At 51.8% G+C, this 18,708-nt stretch carries 14 protein-coding genes; 2 read left to right on the top strand and 12 right to left on the bottom strand.

From position 1 onward, the window contains the following. The first annotated feature begins 7 nt into the window (after nucleotides 1–7). On the top strand, nucleotides 8–3,154 hold the full coding sequence (locus AC5YBX_RS16215) for an efflux RND transporter permease subunit (RefSeq protein WP_494520680.1): 3,147 nt from the start codon (nucleotides 8–10) through the stop codon (nucleotides 3,152–3,154). 82 nt (nucleotides 3,155–3,236) lie between these two features. Here AC5YBX_RS16215 and mtr read toward each other — a convergent pair whose 3' ends face one another. The 3 genes from mtr to AC5YBX_RS16200 all read right to left on the bottom strand — a co-directional run bounded on the left by mtr (nucleotide 3,237) and on the right by AC5YBX_RS16200 (nucleotide 8,566). Next, a complete protein-coding gene (gene mtr, locus AC5YBX_RS16210; RefSeq protein ID WP_494520681.1) occupies nucleotides 3,237–4,496 on the bottom strand; it encodes a tryptophan permease in 1,260 nt (419 codons plus the stop codon). Then, nucleotides 4,496–6,919, bottom strand: a complete 2,424-nt coding sequence (plsB, locus tag AC5YBX_RS16205) for a glycerol-3-phosphate 1-O-acyltransferase PlsB (protein WP_494524055.1) — start codon at nucleotides 6,917–6,919, stop codon at nucleotides 4,496–4,498. Before plsB ends, mtr begins: the two co-directional genes overlap by 1 nt. Nucleotides 6,920–7,192: 273 nt before the next feature. Further along, nucleotides 7,193–8,566: a DUF4397 domain-containing protein gene (locus tag AC5YBX_RS16200; protein ID WP_494524054.1), complete on the bottom strand. Its 1,374-nt coding sequence runs from the start codon at nucleotides 8,564–8,566 to the stop codon at nucleotides 7,193–7,195. Nucleotides 8,567–8,860: 294 nt separating this feature from the next. Between AC5YBX_RS16200 and AC5YBX_RS16195 the strand changes: the two genes are divergently transcribed. Next, entirely contained in the window at nucleotides 8,861–9,454 is a 594-nt protein-coding gene (locus AC5YBX_RS16195; protein WP_494520684.1) for an FMN-dependent NADH-azoreductase, read from the top strand. Nucleotides 9,455–9,575: 121 nt separating this feature from the next. On the opposite strand, the gene AC5YBX_RS16190 is transcribed toward AC5YBX_RS16195, so the two are convergent. The 9 genes from AC5YBX_RS16190 to AC5YBX_RS16150 are packed head-to-tail and all read right to left on the bottom strand — an operon-like array spanning nucleotide 9,576 to nucleotide 18,697. Then, entirely contained in the window at nucleotides 9,576–10,817 is a 1,242-nt protein-coding gene (locus AC5YBX_RS16190) for a beta-ketoacyl-ACP synthase (RefSeq protein ID WP_494524053.1), read from the bottom strand. Further along, nucleotides 10,817–11,542 (bottom strand): 3-ketoacyl-ACP reductase FabG2, encoded by a 726-nt coding sequence (locus tag AC5YBX_RS16185; protein WP_110457615.1) that lies wholly within the window; start codon nucleotides 11,540–11,542, stop codon nucleotides 10,817–10,819. Before AC5YBX_RS16185 ends, AC5YBX_RS16190 begins: the two co-directional genes overlap by 1 nt. Then, entirely contained in the window at nucleotides 11,539–12,054 is a 516-nt protein-coding gene (locus AC5YBX_RS16180) for a hotdog family protein (RefSeq protein WP_475515112.1), read from the bottom strand. Before AC5YBX_RS16180 ends, AC5YBX_RS16185 begins: the two co-directional genes overlap by 4 nt. Before the next feature lie 4 nt (nucleotides 12,055–12,058). Next, nucleotides 12,059–13,261, bottom strand: coding sequence for a beta-ketoacyl-[acyl-carrier-protein] synthase family protein (locus AC5YBX_RS16175; RefSeq protein ID WP_494524052.1), 1,203 nt, complete (start codon nucleotides 13,259–13,261; stop codon nucleotides 12,059–12,061). A 34-nt stretch (nucleotides 13,262–13,295) separates the two neighbouring features. After that, nucleotides 13,296–13,883 (bottom strand): DUF3261 domain-containing protein, encoded by a 588-nt coding sequence (locus AC5YBX_RS16170; RefSeq protein WP_494524051.1) that lies wholly within the window; start codon nucleotides 13,881–13,883, stop codon nucleotides 13,296–13,298. Continuing rightward, nucleotides 13,880–15,145: an NAD(P)/FAD-dependent oxidoreductase gene (locus AC5YBX_RS16165; protein WP_494524050.1), complete on the bottom strand. Its 1,266-nt coding sequence runs from the start codon at nucleotides 15,143–15,145 to the stop codon at nucleotides 13,880–13,882. Before AC5YBX_RS16165 ends, AC5YBX_RS16170 begins: the two co-directional genes overlap by 4 nt. Beyond that, nucleotides 15,142–17,529 carry an MMPL family transporter gene (locus AC5YBX_RS16160; protein WP_494524049.1) on the bottom strand — a complete coding sequence of 796 codons (2,388 nt, stop codon included), beginning with the start codon at nucleotides 17,527–17,529 and terminating at the stop codon, nucleotides 15,142–15,144. The genes AC5YBX_RS16165 and AC5YBX_RS16160 overlap by 4 nt, the downstream gene beginning before the upstream one ends. Beyond that, entirely contained in the window at nucleotides 17,526–18,263 is a 738-nt protein-coding gene (locus AC5YBX_RS16155) for an outer membrane lipoprotein carrier protein LolA (RefSeq protein WP_494524048.1), read from the bottom strand. Before AC5YBX_RS16155 ends, AC5YBX_RS16160 begins: the two co-directional genes overlap by 4 nt. Nucleotides 18,264–18,265: 2 nt before the next feature. After that, on the bottom strand, nucleotides 18,266–18,697 hold the full coding sequence (locus tag AC5YBX_RS16150) for an acyl-CoA thioesterase (RefSeq protein WP_494520691.1): 432 nt from the start codon (nucleotides 18,695–18,697) through the stop codon (nucleotides 18,266–18,268). Nucleotides 18,698–18,708 lie beyond the last annotated feature (11 nt).

Raw genomic sequence — 18,708 nt, 5'->3', positions numbered from 1 at the left:
GGACATTATGTTAAGCAAAATTATTCAACTGGCCATTCAGCAAAGGCTGATGGTGCTGATCATCACCATCATGATTGGCGTGTGGGGCGTACAAGAGCTCAGAAATACTCCGTTAGATGCCTTACCGGATCTGTCGGATGTACAGGTGATCATCAAGACCCCTTTTGCGGGGCAGGCCCCTCAACTGGTCGAGGAGCAGGTCACTTACCCTTTATCGACCGCGATGCTCGCGGTACCGGGTGCGAAAACCGTGCGTGGTTATTCGTTTTTTGGTGACTCTTATGTGTATGTCATCTTCGAAGATGGCACCGACATCTACTGGGCCCGTTCACGGGTATTGGAATATTTAAGCCAAGTAAGTAGTCGCTTACCGCCTGGCGTTCAGCCGTCATTGGGGCCTGACGCCTCGGGGGTGGGCTGGATTTTTGAATACGCCTTAGTGGATCGCTCTGGCAGTTTAGACCTGTCGCAATTAAAAAGTCTGCAAGACTGGTACTTAAAATTAGAGCTGCAAAGTGTGGCGGGAGTGTCAGAAGTCGCCACCGTTGGCGGTATGGAGCAAACCTATCAAATCGTCGTAGAGCCAGACAAGCTGGCCATCTATCGTTTAGATATCGCCACCATTAAAAACGCCATCGCGAAATCGAACACCGAAGCTGGCGGCTCGGTGATTGAGATGGCCGAAGCAGAATATATGGTGCGGGCTAAAGGTTACCGACAAACCTTAGATGATTTTCGTGAAATCCCACTGGGGATCACCAGCCCGTCGGGAACGCCTCTGTTACTTAAGGATGTGGCGACGGTGCGTAAAGGCCCTGCGTCGCGCCGTGGCATCGCCGAGCTCGACGGTGAAGGCGAAGTGGTGGGCGGCATTATCGTGATGCGCTACGGTGAAAACGCCTTAGCCACCATTGAAGCGGTTAAAGTCAAGTTAGAGCAGCTTAAGGCCGGTTTGCCCCAAGGCGTCGAAATTGTGCCCACTTACGACAGATCGCATTTGATTGAAAGCTCGGTTGACAACTTGTTCAACAAGGTGATTGAGGAGATGGTAGTTGTCGGCGTGGTCTGTTTGCTGTTTTTGCTGCATGCGCGCTCGACATTGGTGGCGGTGATCACTCTACCTTTGTCTATTCTCATCGCCTTTATCGTGATGAATAAGATGGGAGTGAACGCTAACATCATGAGTCTGGGCGGCATCGCCATCGCCATTGGTGCCGTGGTCGATGGGGCCATTGTGATGATAGAGAACATGCACAAACATCTGGAGCACTTTAGGCAGGAGCATCAGCGTGGCCCAGATAATAAAGAGCATTGGCACATCGTGGCTCAAGCCTCGGTCGAGGTGGGGCCGGCGCTATTTTTCTCACTGCTTATCATTACCTTAAGCTTTGTGCCGGTATTTGCTTTAGAGGCGCAAGAGGGACGGTTGTTTAGCCCGCTGGCTTACACTAAAACCTTTGCGATGGCGGCTGCGGCCGTGCTGTCGATAACTTTAGTCCCCGTACTCATGGGCTTCTTTATTCGCGGCAATATTCCTAAAGAGAGCAGTAACCCCATTAGCCGGGTATTAATTGCCCTGTATAAGCCGTCGCTGACGCTGGTACTGCGCTTTCCTAAAATCACCTTGTTAGTGGCATTAGTGGCGCTGGGCAGCGCTTGGTATCCGGTGACGCAAATGGGCAGCGAGTTTATGCCTGAACTGGAAGAGGGCGATCTGCTGTATATGCCCACCGCCTTACCGGGGATCAGTGCCAGTAAAGCGGCCGAAGTTCTGCAACAGACCGACAGATTAATTAAAACCGTGCCTGAGGTTAAGCGGGTGTTTGGTAAGGTGGGGCGCGCCGAAACCGCGACCGATCCGGCGCCGCTCACCATGTTAGAGACCACCATTATGCTTAAACCCAGAGCCGAGTGGCGCGAGGGTATTGAGTTAAGCGACATCATAGATCAGCTGCAAAAAACCGTTAAAGTGCCCGGTTTAACCAACGCCTGGGTGCAGCCGATTAAGACCCGTATCGATATGTTATCGACGGGGATAAAAACCCCGGTAGGGATTAAGATCACTGGCGCCGATGTCAATGAGTTGCAGCAAGTGGGCGCCGATATCGAGGCGATACTCAGTCAGTTGCCACATACCAAATCGGCTTATGCCGAGCGGGTTGGCGGCGGACGTTATATCGATATCACCCCTAAGTTAGATGTGGCTTCCCGTTACGGCATGTCGCTGAGTGATATTCAAGATGTGGTGCGTTATGCCATCGGAGGGATGAAGATAGGTGAGTCGGTGCAGGGCGCCGAGCGTTACCCTATCAACCTGCGCTATCCTCGCGCGCTACGTGACAATATCGACAAGCTTAGAGAGCTTCCGGTGATCACTAAGTCAGGGCATTACCTGCCGCTACGCAACTTGGCCGACATCAGCATTAGCGATGGCGCGCCTATGTTAAAGAGTGAAAATGGTCGCCTGATCTCGTGGGTATTTGTCGATATTGCGGGCACCTCAATTGGTGAGTACATCACCCAAGCGCAAGCCGCGCTCGATGAACAGTTGGTGGTGCCGCCGCGTTACAGTTACAGCTTTGCCGGGCAGTATGAATATATGCAGCGGGTGGACGCTAAATTGAAAAAGGTGATCCCCATGGCGCTGGCAGTGATCTTTATTCTGCTGATGATGACTTTTGGCTCAACCATGCAGGCTTCTATCATCATGCTCAGCTTGCCCTTCGCCTTGGTGGGCAGCACTTGGTTGCTCTACCTGCTCGACTTTAATATGTCGGTAGCGGTGGCCGTTGGGATGATCGCGTTAGCGGGTGTGGCCGCCGAGTTTGGGGTGGTGATGTTGGTCTACCTTAATAATGCCATTAAGCATCGTAAAGAGACCGGCAGCTATGTGGTCATTGACGATCTTAAAGCGGCGCTTATCGAGGGGGCAGTGATGCGTATTCGACCTAAGGCGATGACGGTCGCGACTATCTTCTTTGGCCTGTTGCCTATCATGTGGGGCTCAGGAGCGGGTAATGATGTGATGCAAAAGATTGCTGCGCCTATGGTGGGCGGCATGATCACCGCACCGTTGCTGTCGCTGTTTGTGTTACCCGCGCTGTATTTACTGATTTACGGCCGCACGCTGAGCAAGGATGAGGCTAATACCTAGTTGCTTATCTTGTAAATGACAACAGTAAACAAAAAAGGCGCTCTATAGAGCGCCTTTTTTTATTGGGTAACAGTGAGGTGAATTACGAGCCGTATACGGGCAGTAAATCAGCCATGGCAAGCAGATGACAGGCCGCCGTCAGGACGCCATAACCAATGACGATAGCGATCACTGCAGTGCCGCCCGGCACTTTAAAGCTCTGACTATCAGGAAACATCTGCCGTGCACGATACGCCATTAAGGCTGGTACAATCGCCGCCCAAACGGTGGCGGCGATGGCCGCAAAGCCAATGGCAATTAAAAAGCCATTGGGAAACAGCAGTCCAAGTAGGGTTGGCGGTACAAAGGTGACGGTAGCGGTTTTTAAACGGCCAGTGCGAGTTTCTTCAAAGCCGAATAGATCCGCAAGGTAGTCAAACAGCCCTAAAGTCACCCCTAAAAACGACGAGGCTACCGCCAAGTTAGCAAACAGGGTTAGCATGGTATTAAGCCAACTGCTGGCCATCACATCCGATAGCGCCGCCACTAACACGCCCATATTGCCGCCTTGGGCGATAATATCGATAAACTCGATACGCGAGATATTGCCCATGGTGGCCATGAGCCAGCAAACATAGATGATAAACGCGATTAAGGTGCCCAAGGTGATGGCTTTCACTATGGTATTGGCATCTTTACCATAATACTTCACTAAGCTTGGCACATTGCCGTGGTAACCAAAGCTGACTAAACCAAACGGGATCGCCGCCAACATATAGGGTAAATAGCGGGTCTCACCATTGGGATGGAATAACTTAGTGGGTTCAATTTCGATCAGCAAGTTACCTATGGCCAAAAAGAAGGTGATTATCATCCCGCCCAGCATGATGGTGGTGATGCGATCGACCGCCTTAGTGCTGATAAACACCACGATGGCTAAGCCAACGGCGAAGATGAGTCCGGCTAAGCCTTGGGGTAATTCAATTCCTAATCCCGCTAGGCTATGGTTGACGATGGAGCCGCCGCCACTGATGTAAGCATAGGCCAGAATATACAACACAAAGGCGATGGACAGACCGTTTACGATACGCCAAAAGTTACCTAAGGTGTCGCGGGTCAAGGTGTCAAAACTGGCGCCGGGTTCAAAGTGTAAATTGGTTTCGAGCAGCAATAGCCCTGATACCAACATGCAAAACCACACGCCTAACATCATCAATAGCGAGTAACTAAACCACATACCCGCACCGACGACAGGCAGAGAGAACATTCCGGCACCGACGGCGGTACCTGCGATGATCATTGCGCCACCCAATAATGATTTGCCAGAGGCTTTATGCTTGGCGGCATTCATATGGTTGGCCATTACGCGTGGTGCTCCGCAGCGACACTGTCGACAATGGTTTGTTTCACTGAGGCACGCAGCAGATGGTTCGCCCGTGAGCGAATACGCTGCACATCGGCTTGCTTAGCATCACCGGCCAGATAACCTAACTCTTTTAGCTTAACGCTTAGGGTACCGTAGAGTTTCTTATCATAAAACTCAGGTGCAGTAATGCCATGCAATGCGCCAAGGCGCTGAGCTAACTGATGGCTGTCGCTCTCAAGTTCCGAGCGTTCAATGTTAGGTGCTGCGGCCAAGATATTGAAGATAATGGCGTAGCGCTGCATAGTTTCACTGATGGTGCCTGCCAAATGCAGTAGCTGATTAAGGTGCTCTAGATTGACGCTAAAGCTAGCGGCTTCAATGATAAGCCCTTGTTCAAGTAGCAGATCTAATAACTGAGACACATACTCAGGTATATCGTCTATCCCCATAAACAGTTCGGCTTGTAGCAGAGGATAAAAGTCTTCGACAGTATCGATAATCGTTTGACGAGTGCAGTTATCGTGCTGGGTTAGGCAACTGGCGATTAACGACGGAATAACCATTAAATGAATAATATTATTTCGATAATAGGTCATGGAGACCGCTTGGCTCTCATCGATAGAGATGATGTCACCCAGTGGGTCGCTGTCGAGCTTGAACTTTTTCAGCTCAAGACCCTGTTCTATCAATTTGGCGCCGTCGCCTTCAACGACCGAGGCAAACTCGGTGTAAGGCAGCTTTTTGAGCAACGTCAGATACAGATCTAGCTGTTTTTCCAGCTGTGAGCGTTCCAGTGCATGTTGCTCTGAGGCCAGTAACACTAAACTGGTTAAGGTCACCGAGCTGACAGCGGCGGCATCGTTAATGCGTGTCATCACCCGATTAGCCAAAGTGTTGACCACAGGGGTGAGCCAAGTGGGTTTTTGCTCTCGGTCTTGGGCCAGCTCTTCACGCCAGTTTGGCACTTGCTCGTTGAGGAAGTTGTGTAGCGTGATTGGCTGACCAAAGTTAACGTAACCTTGACCGAAATTGCCTAATTTACGGATGGCACCAAACACCTGCCATAGTGACTCTTTTTTCTTTTTCTTGCCGCTGAGCTCTTTATGGTAAGTGGCCACTTCCATCACATGATCATAACCCAAATACACAGGCACTAAGGTCACCGGGCGCTCGACTCCGCGCAGCACACTGTTAAGTGTCATGGCGATCATGCCAGTTTTGGGCGCCAGCAAGCGGCCTGTGCGTGAACGTCCACCTTCGGTGAAATACTCAACCGAATAGCCTTTGGCAAACAGCTGGTCTAAGTATTCACGAAATACTGCGGTGTATAACTTATTGCCGCGGAAGCTGCGGCGAATAAAGAAGGCGCCGCCACGGCGGAACATGGGGCCTGCTGGCCAGAAGTTAAGGTTAATCCCGGCGGCAATATGCGGTGGCACCATGCCTTGGTAATAGAGGATATAAGAGAGCAGCAGGTAGTCCATATGGCTACGGTGACAAGGGACATAGACAATTTCATGGCCATCATGGTGTAGCTGACGAACTTGCTCGGCGCCTTTGATATTGATGCCTTTATACAGTTTATTCCATAGCCAAGTGAGGAAGCGCTCGGCAATACGCACTAGGCTGTCGGAGTAATCCGCCGCGATCTCATCTAGGTATTCGAGTGCGGTTTCACGGGCTTTGGCTTCGGAGATTTTTTTGCTATGAGCTTCTTCTTGAATCGCTTTTTTCATCGACTCAGATTTGAGCAGCGAGTGGAATAAATTTTGGCGATTAGGCAAGACAGGCCCAGTCATGACCTTGCGTTGACGACGAAAATGCACCCGTGCCACTCGCGCCAGTTTTTGCGCTATACGTTTATCTGTACCGTGTTCATCGGCCATATATCGTAGCGACATCGCATTAGAAAACTGCACAAAGTTGTGTCTGCCTAAGAATAAAATCATCAGGCATTTACGCAGCCAAGTCGGGTTCTCCCGCTCTAAAACCGCCGCCTTCATGGTGTCATCTTCTTTGCCTGGAGTACGCCCCCAGTACAGGCTGACTGGCACAAGTTGAATGTCGAGCTCAGGATGTTGTTTGTGCGCACTTAACAGGCGAGTGAAGCTGTCGAGGTAATACTCGTTGCTCTCGCGCTCACCAAACAAGGGTTTGGCCCCTTCGAGGCAAACCACGCGCGACACTTTTTCGCCGCACACATCGAGTGCTTCATAGGGACTCGGTAAGCCGAGTTTAGCGGTTATCTCGCTCAATGCGGCGATATCGCTGATGGATTTCGTCTTCATTACGTAGACTAGAGGTCTATCTGAATCTAGATTAAGGTCATCAAAAGGATGCTGGGGGACCACTATGGTATGAACCAGCTTCTTTTGTATCCAACGTAATGATTTAAACCAGAAAGAGTCTTGTTTGGACATGATTATGTATGCATTCAGGTCATTTTTAATAATGCAGAGAATACCAGAAAATGGCAGTGACACCCTAATTTGTCTCATCTAGTCAGGCAAAAAGGGGTTGAGATAGAGACACTTTGATATTGATAAAAAACAGCGCCTATATTAGGCGCTGTGGTGATTAACCTCATCAATCATGATTGCGGCGGTGAAATACTAGGGTTAGCGCAACGCTTTGATTTAACCTGCTATACCCAAAGCGTGGCAATTTAAATGGCTGTCACTTAGGCGCTGTTACTAAAGCGCTGGCACAAAGTCATCCATCAAAATTACCCCAAGTGGAGCGACACCACCAACGGCATCTACCGCGGCTACGCCGTAGAGGTTACCCGCCGCAAGCGTAACATCGAGTGGCCCAATGGCCGCCGTTTTACTGCCAGTACCTGTTACTGTGACCACATAGTCGCCAGCAGGCACGGACAAACTGCCAGATGTGGCTTTAAATGGCACATTGCTTAGCGCTGGCGTGGCAGCGGTAATGTCACTGTCTGGAGTGAGGTAGATATCCACATTACCCGCCGAAAAGGAGGCGTGAATAATATTGAGTTTGGCCTCAGTTGCGACTCGGCGACGATCTTCCATCACCACTAATGGCGCAATATCACTACCGCTTAACGAGCCTACCGCCAGTACGCTATAGCTAGCCCCTTGTGTTAGCGTCACTGGCGCGGCATCAATCACCACCACGCTGTTGTCTGCATCGGCAGCCACGGTAACGGTATGGTCGCCCTCAGGCACATTAAGGTAGTTGGTCAATTCGCTGAAGCTAAGCATATCAACCGCAGGGGTGGCCGCGCCGTCGAGAAAGATATCGACCGCAGGGGCATCAGCTACTGCATGAATGGCTCGCACATCACTGCCCGTCATGGTGTCTTGTAGCACCACCTGTGCATCATCTAACGCGACCAGTAGTGCTACAGGTGAATCACCCGTGGCGGCATTAGGGATGGCGCTGATTAGGTAATCATTACCGGCTTGCAATGGGACTGTGCCCGAATCAAACACCGGCGTTTTTTGCCCAGAAGCGGTGATGCGGATCTGATAATCGCTAGCTAAGATCTCAAGTTGATCGCTGGCATCGAGGAAGTTGGCCGACAAGGTGGGCGCCTGAGTTGTGATATCGGCCCCCGGTGCGGTGACATAAATATCCACTAAACCGACATCTGATGCACCATGCAATACTTGCACGCGAGCGTAATCGGTGGCGATGTCACTGACCGCATTGGCGATAAGCTTGAGCTGCAGCGTGTCGTCAGCCACCTTACCTACGGCGACGGCGGTGTATTGCATCTCTGCCATGGCATCGAGCTCGGCGGTTAATACCTCAAGCACTGATCCATCGGCCAATTGGGCATCGACACCTATGGCATAGGTATTAACAGGCACCGTAATAAAACCACTAGAGACGGCATAATCGACGTCAGTGAGTAACGCGGCGCCGTTGGCATTGACGTTCACCTTGGGAGCATCGACGCCAGCATGGATCACGCGAACCTGTGTTTCAAGTACGGGCTCAGGTAACTTGATAATATCGTCATCATCGTCATTACATGCGCTTAGACCAAATATGACGCTTGTACTGAGTAGTATCGCAGGGTATATCCGTTTCATGCATCCATCCTCTATAACAGTTGATTAACATCAGCTATCTACGGCTGGGGATCATCACAAGATCACAACAAGATGCATAAAAAAATGCCGCATTGCGTTGTTTATTTATTAATCAAATAAAATCAATGCGATATTGTTTAGCTTTTGCTGATTTAATATGGCGTCGCTGATCTGGGACTGGCAAAGCTGTTAGATTATTCGATTTTATCGATTGTTGTGTCGCATTTTATGCGCTTTAGTTTCGATTAATTGAAATTTATAATGCTCCATCTTTAGTCCGTGTTGGAGTGATTTATGGCGAGTGTATTGGTGTTAAAGTCGAGTATTTTAGGTGAGTATTCTCAGTCAGCTAAGTTAGTTGATGAGTTGCTGCAACAGTTGCAGGCACAGAGCTCTCAGGTCACGGTGCGTGATTTAACCGAGCAAACATTACCTGTGCTTGACGGTGACATTGCACTCGCGCTAAGAGGTGCTGACAATCTGTCAGACAAGCAGCAGCACGCGGTTGCACTGTCTGATGAACTGATTGCCGAGCTTAAGGCACATGATACGCTGATCATCGCTGCGCCCATGTACAACTTTAGCATTCCGACACAGCTGAAAAACTGGATCGATCTGATCGCCCGCGCTGGGATCACCTTTACCTATACCGATACCGGGCCTCAAGGCTTGCTCCAAGGCAAACGGGCCATACTCGTCACCACCCGTGGTGGGGTGCATAAAGCCGGAGGGACTGACCATGTGGTACCTTACCTTAAGACGGTATTAGGCTTTATTGGTATTGAAAATGTCGATACCGTTTACGCCGAAGCGCTCAATATGGGTCCTGATGCTGCAGAGCAAGGAATACAGCAGGCGCAGCAAGAGATTAAGCAGCTGGTCGCTTAATTCGCTTAATTCGCTCAGATAAGCTCGCAGGCTGTGTGGCTGCCTTGCCCGTATATGAAAATGGCGTAACCTAGGTTACGCCATTTTCATTACGGCACTGTTCTTTACGGCATTACTGTCGTTAGCCTAGCCAGCGCTTAAAGATCAGTGAAGTATTGATCCCGCCGAAGGCAAAGTTATTACTCATTACATAATCTGTTTCTAGGTGGCGAACGCCATCTTTAATATAATCGAGTTTGCCGCAGGCCGGATCCACATGCTGCAAGTTTAGCGTCGGCGCAAACCACCCCGCATTCATCATCTCAATCGTTAACCAAGCCTCTAGCGAGCCGCACGCCCCGAGCGTGTGGCCAGTGTAGCTTTTGAGCGACGAGATAGGCATCTGCTGACCAAATACTGCTTCAGTTGCTTGGGTTTCGGCAATATCACCGCGATCGGTGGCCGTGCCGTGAGCGTTAACATAGCCTATGGCAGCGGGCGCGAGCTGAGCATCTTTTAATGCCAAGCGGATAGCCACTTCCATGGTGTCGGCATTGGGCTGAGTCACATGTAACCCATCGGCATTGGTGCCAAAGCCCACCAGTTCGGCGTAAATTTTCGCGCCGCGTGCCTTAGCGTGTTCAAGCTCTTCTAGCACTAAGGTACAGGCACCTTCACCGATAACCAGCCCGTCGCGATCGCTATCAAAAGGGCGCGGCGTCATGCTGGGCTGATCGTTTTGAGTGCTGGTGGCAAACAGGGTATCAAACACCACAGCTTCGGTTGGACAAAGCTCTTCGGCGCCGCCAGCTAACATCAGATCTTGCAGACCAAATTTGATCGCTTCATAAGCATAACCTATACCTTGGCTGCCCGACGTACAGGCACTGCTGGTGGTGTGCACTCGGCCTTTTAAACCAAAAAACACCCCCACATTGACCGCGGTAGTATGGGCCATCATGCGTATATAACTGGTGGCGGTGACGCCAGACATATCGCCAGTTTTCAGCATGTCACCAAAGGCGATGAGTGGATCGGTACTGCCCGTCGATGAGCCGTAGGCGATGCCCATGGCGCCAGAACTCACCACAGGATCGTCCAGTAGATTGGCATCGATCAAGGCTTTTTCGCTAGCCCATGTCGCCATGATAGCGACGCGTCCCATGGCGCGGATCTTTTTACGTGAATAGTGAGCAGGGTTATCGAAGTCGCTGACGGGGGCGGCGAGGCGCGTATTTAAACCGTCATATTTGTCCCACTCATCCATGCGCTGCACACAATTTTGTTGTGCCTGCAACCGTTTGGCAATGGTTGGCCAGTCGTGGCCCAATGCACTCACACCACCGACTCCGGTGATCACTACGCGTCTTGTCGAGCTTGTCATTAAATCATGCCACCATTAACTGAAATAACCTGACGGGTGATATAGGCGGCGTCTTCAGACATTAAGAAGTTCGCCAGCCCAGCGATTTCTGCCGGCGTGCCCATGCGGCGCATCGGCACCAGCTGTTTAACCATATCGCTTGGAATATCGGTCACCATGTCGGTTTCGATAAGACCCGGCGCGATACAGTTAACGGTAATTTTACGTTTCGCCAGCTCTAAACTAAGCGCCTTGGTTGCACCAATAATCCCCGCTTTAGAGGCGCTGTAATTGACCTGGCCGCGATTACCCGCAATGCCAGATACAGACGCCATGGTGATAATGCGCCCGCCTTGACGGGTTTGGATCATCGGCATGGTGCAGGGATGGATCACATTATAGAAGCCGTCGAGATTGGTGTGCACCACGCTGTCCCACTCTTGCTCGCTCATGGCGGGAAAGGCGGTGTCGCAATTAATGCCGGCATTTAACACCACGCCATAATAGGCGCCGTGCTGCGCGATATCGGCCTCAATGGCCGCCTTGACGCCAGCGCGATCGGCCACATCAAATTGCAGGCAACTGACCTGTGCGCCCAAGGCTTGCAACTGCGCTTGGGTGGCGTTAGCGGCATCTTGATTGCGGTGAAAATGTAGCGCAATATCAAAACCATTGGCCGCCAGTTTGAGGGCGATGGCTTTACCTATTCCGCGGCTAGAGCCGGTGACTAATACGCGTTTGTTCATGAGTTATCTTCCCTGTTGTCTTGGCTGCTTTGAGCGATATAGGCTTGTGTGTCTTGCGGCTGAAATACATTGACATTGGCCGTCGCCACAAGGGTATCTTGCTGCAGAATTTGGCAGTCAAACACCGCCAGTCCGCTCTCCTCTTGGTATAGGCGGCTGACCCTGATCTGGTAACGCTGCCCCAGTTGGTACGCCTTAATGTGCAGCTGGAGTTTACGGGTGCCCAGTAGAAATCCGACGCGGATAGGTTGCTGCTTGGCGGCGGCTTCAATTCCCGCAAGCGCGGCGATGCTTTGCGCCATATATTCTATTCCCACATAGTTGGGCACCGATTGGGTATTGTCATCAAAATAGGGACTGCCAGGTTGAATAAATACTTCGCTTAGCAAGGTGTCTGGCTGATGCTCAAGCAGCCGGTCGATCAAGATCATGGGCGCGCGATGGGGCAGATAATCGGCCACATCGAGCAACGCTAATGGGTAGTTTGGGTTGTGGGTGTTGCTCTGGTTCATTGGGTTACATCTCGGGGCGGCAAAAAATAACGCTGGCGTTACTGCCACCAAAAGCAAAAGAATTACTCATTACATAGTGTAGCGTGCGCGCATGGGCATTATCGCTGTGAGCGGGGACAAAGCGCAGTGGCGGATTGCTATCGTCCCACTGCTGATCGCCCAACTGCGGCGGTAAGCGTCCACTTGGGTTACTGGCTGATAAGAGTAAATAACAAAAGGCCGCCTCGATGGCACCCGCTGCGCCAAGGGCGTGGCCTGTTAAAGGTTTAGTGGAGCTGACCCAAGGTAAGTCATCGGCAAACACTTGGGTTAATGCTCGGCTTTCCATGGCATCATTTTTGATAGTCGCGGTGCCGTGCAGATTAATATAGTCGATCTGTTTGGCGCTAATATTGGCTTGGTTAAGCGCCATTTCGATAGCGGCGATGGCGCCAAGTCCCTCAGGGTGAGGCGCCGACATATGATGTGCGTCGCTCGACTCTCCCACACCGGCAAGCATCACATCGGCGCGGCCTCTGATCAGGGTAAACAGCGCCGCCCCTTCGCCAATATTGATGCCGTCGCGGTTGGCGCTAAAGGGTTGGCAGTGACCTTTAGAGATAGATTCTAACGAATAGAAGCCATTTAACGTCAATTTACACAGGCTATCGGCGCCGCCAACAATCACCATATCGCACAGGTTAGCGGCCAATAAGCGCTTGGCACTGGCAAACACCTTGGCGCTGGATGAACAAGCCGTCGATACCGTATAGCATGGCCCTTTAAGGTCAAAATAGTGTTGTAAAAAGTCGCAGCTATTGCCCAGTTCTTGTTTGGAATAGAGGTAATCATCGGGCAGTACTCCGTGCGCCGCGCGATAAGCCAGTGCCTTTTCGCCTTTGGCGATACCCGAGGTGCTAGTGCCTAAAATAATGCCAATGCGATCGGCGCCATACAGGGCTTTAGCTTGTGCCACTTGTGCCTCAATCTGCATGGCGGCCACCAAGAGTAATTGATTGTTACGACAGTCGAAGCGCTGATAAACCTCTGGGATGGCCGGCAAGGGCTCTGCGATGGTGCCGACTAATACCCGCTGCTGGGGGATCAGATCTTCCCGCCACTGCATCCCTTGGGTATCACCATCGAGCAGGCGTTGTAATACCTGCTCTTGAGTCTGGCCCAGTGGGGTACATAAGCCTAAATGGGTGATTGCTATCTCTGTCATCATGTTGGTTCTTATGGTTTGTGAGAGTGGCATTAGGTTACTCAACCGGCGTTATGTGCAGTGTTAGTTGCGCTGGGATAACCGCCAGCTCCACCTGAGCTTGCCATGGTTGTGGCTGACTATAGCGAATATCAATAATGTTGACCTCGTTATCGTTAGCATAAAGCCTGCGGCACAGCGGCGCATCACATTTAACTGTAGTCATTGTCGCGCCTTGTAAATGGCGATTAACCGTGTCGGTGGGCCAATAGATAAGTTGCAGTAACCCCAGCAGGTATTCGGCTTTAAACTGCTCGCCGAGTATGCGGCTTTGTTGGCTGTCGAGTCGCTGACCATCGAAGGTTAAGGTAAATAGCGCTTGCCCCAGTGGCGCGAGCCCGACCAAGGTCAGCTGCTGCGGGCTGAGTTCGAGTTGGCTCAATAATTGGTGCCGATTGCCTGTGATGCTTAAGTTAACCTGCTGGCTTTGGCTGCGGGGTGGCTCATTGAGCAGCGGCGCTAAACAGTAGCTGACCTCACTGGCTAGCGGCATACAGGTTTGCCGCTGCAGATGTTGGCTACATCCGCTAAGGGCAAACACGATAAATACGCTTAGCGTAAAACCTAGGCGCTTAACTGCGGTCATTGGCATAGCTCGACAATCATATTGAGTCGCCGCTCAGACTCTGTCACAAAGGGGTTGTTTTCATCCCAAGCGTAACCAGCCAAAATCGCGCTAATCATCTGTTTGATTTTGGGGTTGGGCGACTCATAAAAAATCACGTCCTGAAAACGGCCGTCATACCATGCCTGCACATAGGTGCGAAAGGTATCGACGCCGCGCATGAGTGGCGTGGCATACTCGGCTTGCCAGTCAACGCTTTCCCCCTCTAGCTGCCTGACAATGCAGCGCGTTGCCATTGACGCCGATTGCATGGCGATGGTGACCCCAGAGGAAAACACCGGGTCGAGAAACTCCCCCGCGTTGCCTAATAGAGCAAACTTGTCGGTTGCCAGCGTGCTGACGTTGGCCGAATAGCCCGCTAGGCGGCCACATTCTCTGACAATCTTGGCCTTGGCCAGTAGCTGTTTTAAGTACGGCTCTTGGTTCACCAAGCGCATCAATATGCTGCTAGCATCGGTCTCTAAGTCGCCCAATAGGTGAGGCTCTGCCACTACGCCCAGTGAGCAGCGGCCATTACTAAAGGGGATCAGCCAGTACCAGATATCTCGATTATCAGGATGCACGCTAATTAAGATTTTATTGCGATTGAATGGGCGATCGCTCAGCTCAACCTTATCGATATTGTCTTCGATATGGGTAAAAATGGCGGTGCGGCTAGGTAAGCTCGAGGGGCGCTCTAACTGTAATAGGCGCGCTAACACTCGGCCGTAGCCACTGGCATCGAGCAGGTACTCGGCGCTGATTTTATAGGTGTGTTGGGCGCTATCGACAATGGTGAGCGTCGGCGTCGCCGATAAGTCAACGGCAGTTACCGTGTCGCCATAGCGGATCTCAACCCCTTGCTTAGCGGCAGTGTCGGCCAATAATTTGTCGAAATGGCCGCGCTCGACTTGATAAGTGGTGCCGGGACCTGGGGTGAATTTGTTGGTAAAATCAAACATGGTCGAGCGGCCTTGCCAATTAAAGGCGGCGCCATTTTTAAATTGGTAACCCGCCTGATTAACCGCCGCTAGCATGTTGGCTTCTTCTAACACCTGCATACAACAAGGCAGTAAACTTTCACCAATAGAAAAGCGCGGAAAATGCTGCTTTTCAATCACCAAGACTCGCTTGCCTTGCTGATGCAGTAGGCTGGCTGCGACGCTTCCCGAAGGGCCTGCACCTATGATGACAACATCATAATGGCCTGTGAGTGGTGCGTTAGCATGGGTTGAGTCGGTCACTTGTCTATCCTTGTGAAAGTGTAAATGAGGGGCGCAAGCACGAAGGTGAATGCGATACCCAATAATAGGGTTAAGCCGAAATAGTGTATTGCTGGCGTGTGGCTAAATGCCAATAAGCCAAAGGCCATTAAGGTGGAGCAGGCCGACATAAACACCGCCATCATCACCCCTTCACCCTGTTGGGTTTCGGCGAAAAATAGGCTGTAGTCGACCCCGATCCCGAATACCAAAATCAGTGCCAAGGCATGAAATAAGGTCAGTGGTGACCCTAGCAGCCCAAGCGTTGCTAGGGTCAATAACGCCGCCAATGCAGGCACCGCGGTGATCCATAACGCCAGCTTGATGCCAAATCGCCGCGAGAAAATCAACGCGGCCAGCACCAGCGCCAGTGCCAACAAGGCTAAGGTGAGGCCGCGGTATTTGGCCATCACGCTGGAGATATCGGCAACTTTATCCACCAGCTCTACCTGAGTGAACGGTGCAATACTCGCTTGCAGCGCCACCAGATCGGTAATGCCGCCGAGCAATACGATGGCGCCATATTGCGGCGTAGGATCGGTACCGCTTGGGCTTAACCAGAGCGGGGCGAGCGATATGCCAGCGGGTGACGCCAAAAAGGCGTCGGGTTCAATCAGTAAACTGGCACTGTCTCGGTATTGTTGGCGCAGGCTTGGGGCTAAGCCTAGGTCGAGCCCTAGTCTGCCCAGAACTGTTTCAATATCTTGATAAATAAAGCCTTGTAGTTGATACGCCTGTTGCTGTTTTTGATGGCTAGGAATATAGCTGGCCAAATTAATCGCATTGCCAATCACGCCTTGCTGCTGCAGTTGCTTGAGCGGCTCATCAAGTTGCTCGAGTTGTTGTAATAACGGCTGCGCGCCTTGGGCCCTGACCAAGATAAATTGATTATCGGTGCCGCCACTGAGCAACTGACGCAGGCGCTGCTCCTGCTGCACGACCTCAAGCGGGCTCAGTTGTAGGTTACGAATATCATCATCTGTGGTCAGTTGCAGCAGCCCCCACAGACAGAGTAGCGACATCATTAGCGCCAGTGGCGCTGCCCCTTTGCTGCGCAGGCGGCGGTGCAGCAAGGCTAATCGCGTTAAGTAACTCTGAGCCAATGCCAAGGTGCTCGGCCTGGGTTTAAGTGGGCTATTGGCTAATTTGGGATAGGCCAGCAGTAATGTCAGGTAGGCGCCGATTAATCCAGCCGCGCAGAAGATGGCGACCTGTTGCATGCCCGGAAATGGCGTTAAACCAATGCCAAGGTACGCTAGCACTGTGGTCATTATGGCCAAAGATGCCGCTGGAAACACCGCATTGACTGCAGGCGTTGCCGCCTGTTGTTGGCTGAGGCGCTCACAATAAAAATGAAAGCTGTAGTCGATGGCGATCCCAATCAGGCTGGTGCCAAACACTAAGGTGAGTAGGTGTAGCTCGCCAAACACACTCAAGGTGGTCACGCAGGCAAACAGCAAGCTGGTGGCGATCGTTAGGCTGGCTATCACTAATGGGAAAATCGAGCGAAACGCCAACCACACGAGTGCAATTACCCCGATAAGTGAGGCGGCTCCTAAGGTTGAGATCTCCTGTTTGGCTTGGGTTGTTGCGGCGCTGGCATGCAACAGAGCCCCCGCTTTGAGCACCTCGATGTCGCCAGTCATGCTTAACTGGCTGAGGGAGGCATCTAAGGCGGTTATCTGTTGTTGCTGGGCGTTAGGATTAAAAACGCTGCCTACGCCTTTAGCCATCACTATGGCCCCGTAGCGAGTCTTCCCTGACGCCTCTTGTTGGGTACTAAGCAAGATCCCTTGCGCGCTTTGCAGTTGTTGGCTTGGCGCTAAGGCTTGTAGGTTAGCGGGATACAGCAGCAGTGGATCTTGGCTCAGCAGCGCACTATTGGCATAACCAAAGGCGTTGTAGAGTTGGGCGAGTGCTTGCTGCTCTAATTTGTCTAGCTGACCTTGGCTGAGCAAGTTACGCTGCAGCTCGGTGAGTAGCTTAAACCTATGGGCAAAGTAAAAGTGATTAAACGCGTTGGCGCTATCGCTATTAGCGCTGCTGATGTCGGTAAAACTGTTTGGATGTTGCGCCAGTGCCTGCATGAGCCGCTTTGCGGCGCTGATAGCTTGAATCTGAGTGTCAGCCACTAATCCGATATAGATACGGTCGCTGAGTTGCTGCTCAACCCGGTCGATGGCCGCTTGTGTGAGCGCATCTTGCTGTAATGTTGGCAGCATGGCCAAAATATCGCTTTGCAGCTTAGCGCCTTGTTGCAGCTGCACTGCGCCTAAGACGAACATCGTCCCCAGTAGCAGCAACCACATACACAGCTTACTGTTGGCCGATAGACGGTCGAGTTGACGTGCGAGAAGGGCGATCATCGGCGCGCGTCAGGCCGGTTGTCGGCATCATTGTCGGTGCCAAAATTGTCGGTGCCAAATAGCGCCCGTTGTTGGGGTGATAATGGTTGCTCACTTATCTGCTCAAACTCAATGAGGCTACGATCGCCATTGCTATTAAGTAAGGTGAGTGACTTTATTTGGGTTTGCCCCTGCATCACCATTTTGGGCAGCGCTTGCGCTAGCATGGGATCTTTGGGGATCAAACCGAGTTGCCAGCCACTGGCCTCTTGGATGAGATGCAGGCTAAATTGCTGGCTGAGCGGCGCTATGTCGCCACGCAGCAAGGCACTCATCAATAGGGGAATCGTGCGTGCTAAGGCTTGTGCTTGGGGATTGTCATCGGCTCGATTGACCTGACGCTGACCGTCACTGTCGATCTGCACCAAGGTGTTTTGGCTCAGCACTAAGGTGCTGGCAAACGGGCGCAGCTGCACCCAAGCCAAACCTAAGTCACTTTGAAATACAAATTCGCCATGGCTGACAAGCGGGCGTTGCAGCACGGTTAAGTAGCGATATTGAGTAAATTGCCCTTGAGCCGTGTCGCCACTGCTGAGCTGCTCGGCCAGTTGCTGCAGGGCGAGCTTATCCGCTGGCGTGGCAAACAGGCTGATAAAGGTGCTATCGGCAGCAGGACTCACCTGCTCGGCATAGCTTGGTGTGCTGAGGATTAAGCCCAGCAAGAGGGCGCAAAGGTAGCGGCTTGAGGTGGCCATGGCTAGTCTCCGCAGCTGTCGAGCAGATGTGCAATCTTGTCGCGAAAACACTCTGGGGTCACAAAGCACAGCTGCTGGTCACGCATGTCGACCGCCGCTTGAATGGTATAGCCTTTGGTCAAACGCTTGTTGCTGGCGAGGTCGCGGACTTCATAGGTGATTTTAATGCGGTTTTCCCACTCGACCAGTGACGCGGTGAGCTTCACCTTTTGATCGAAGGTGCTGGGCTGCACGTATTTGATCTGCAGATCCACAATGGGCCAACCATAGCCTGACTCTTGCATCTTGCGATAGCCATAATCAATTTTATCCAGCAGCTGACAGCGGATCACCTCAAAATAGCGCAGGTAGTTACCGTGCCAAGTGATCCCCATGGAGTCGACATCATGGAAGGGGATCAGCATGTCCATTTCGGTTGTCAATATGGCTTTCATCGGCATCATTC

The sequence above is a fragment of the Shewanella sp. 492 genome (assembly GCF_059338445.1).
The sequence above is the reverse complement of the archived record's forward strand: the minus strand, read 5'-3'. Positions and strand labels throughout refer to the sequence as shown.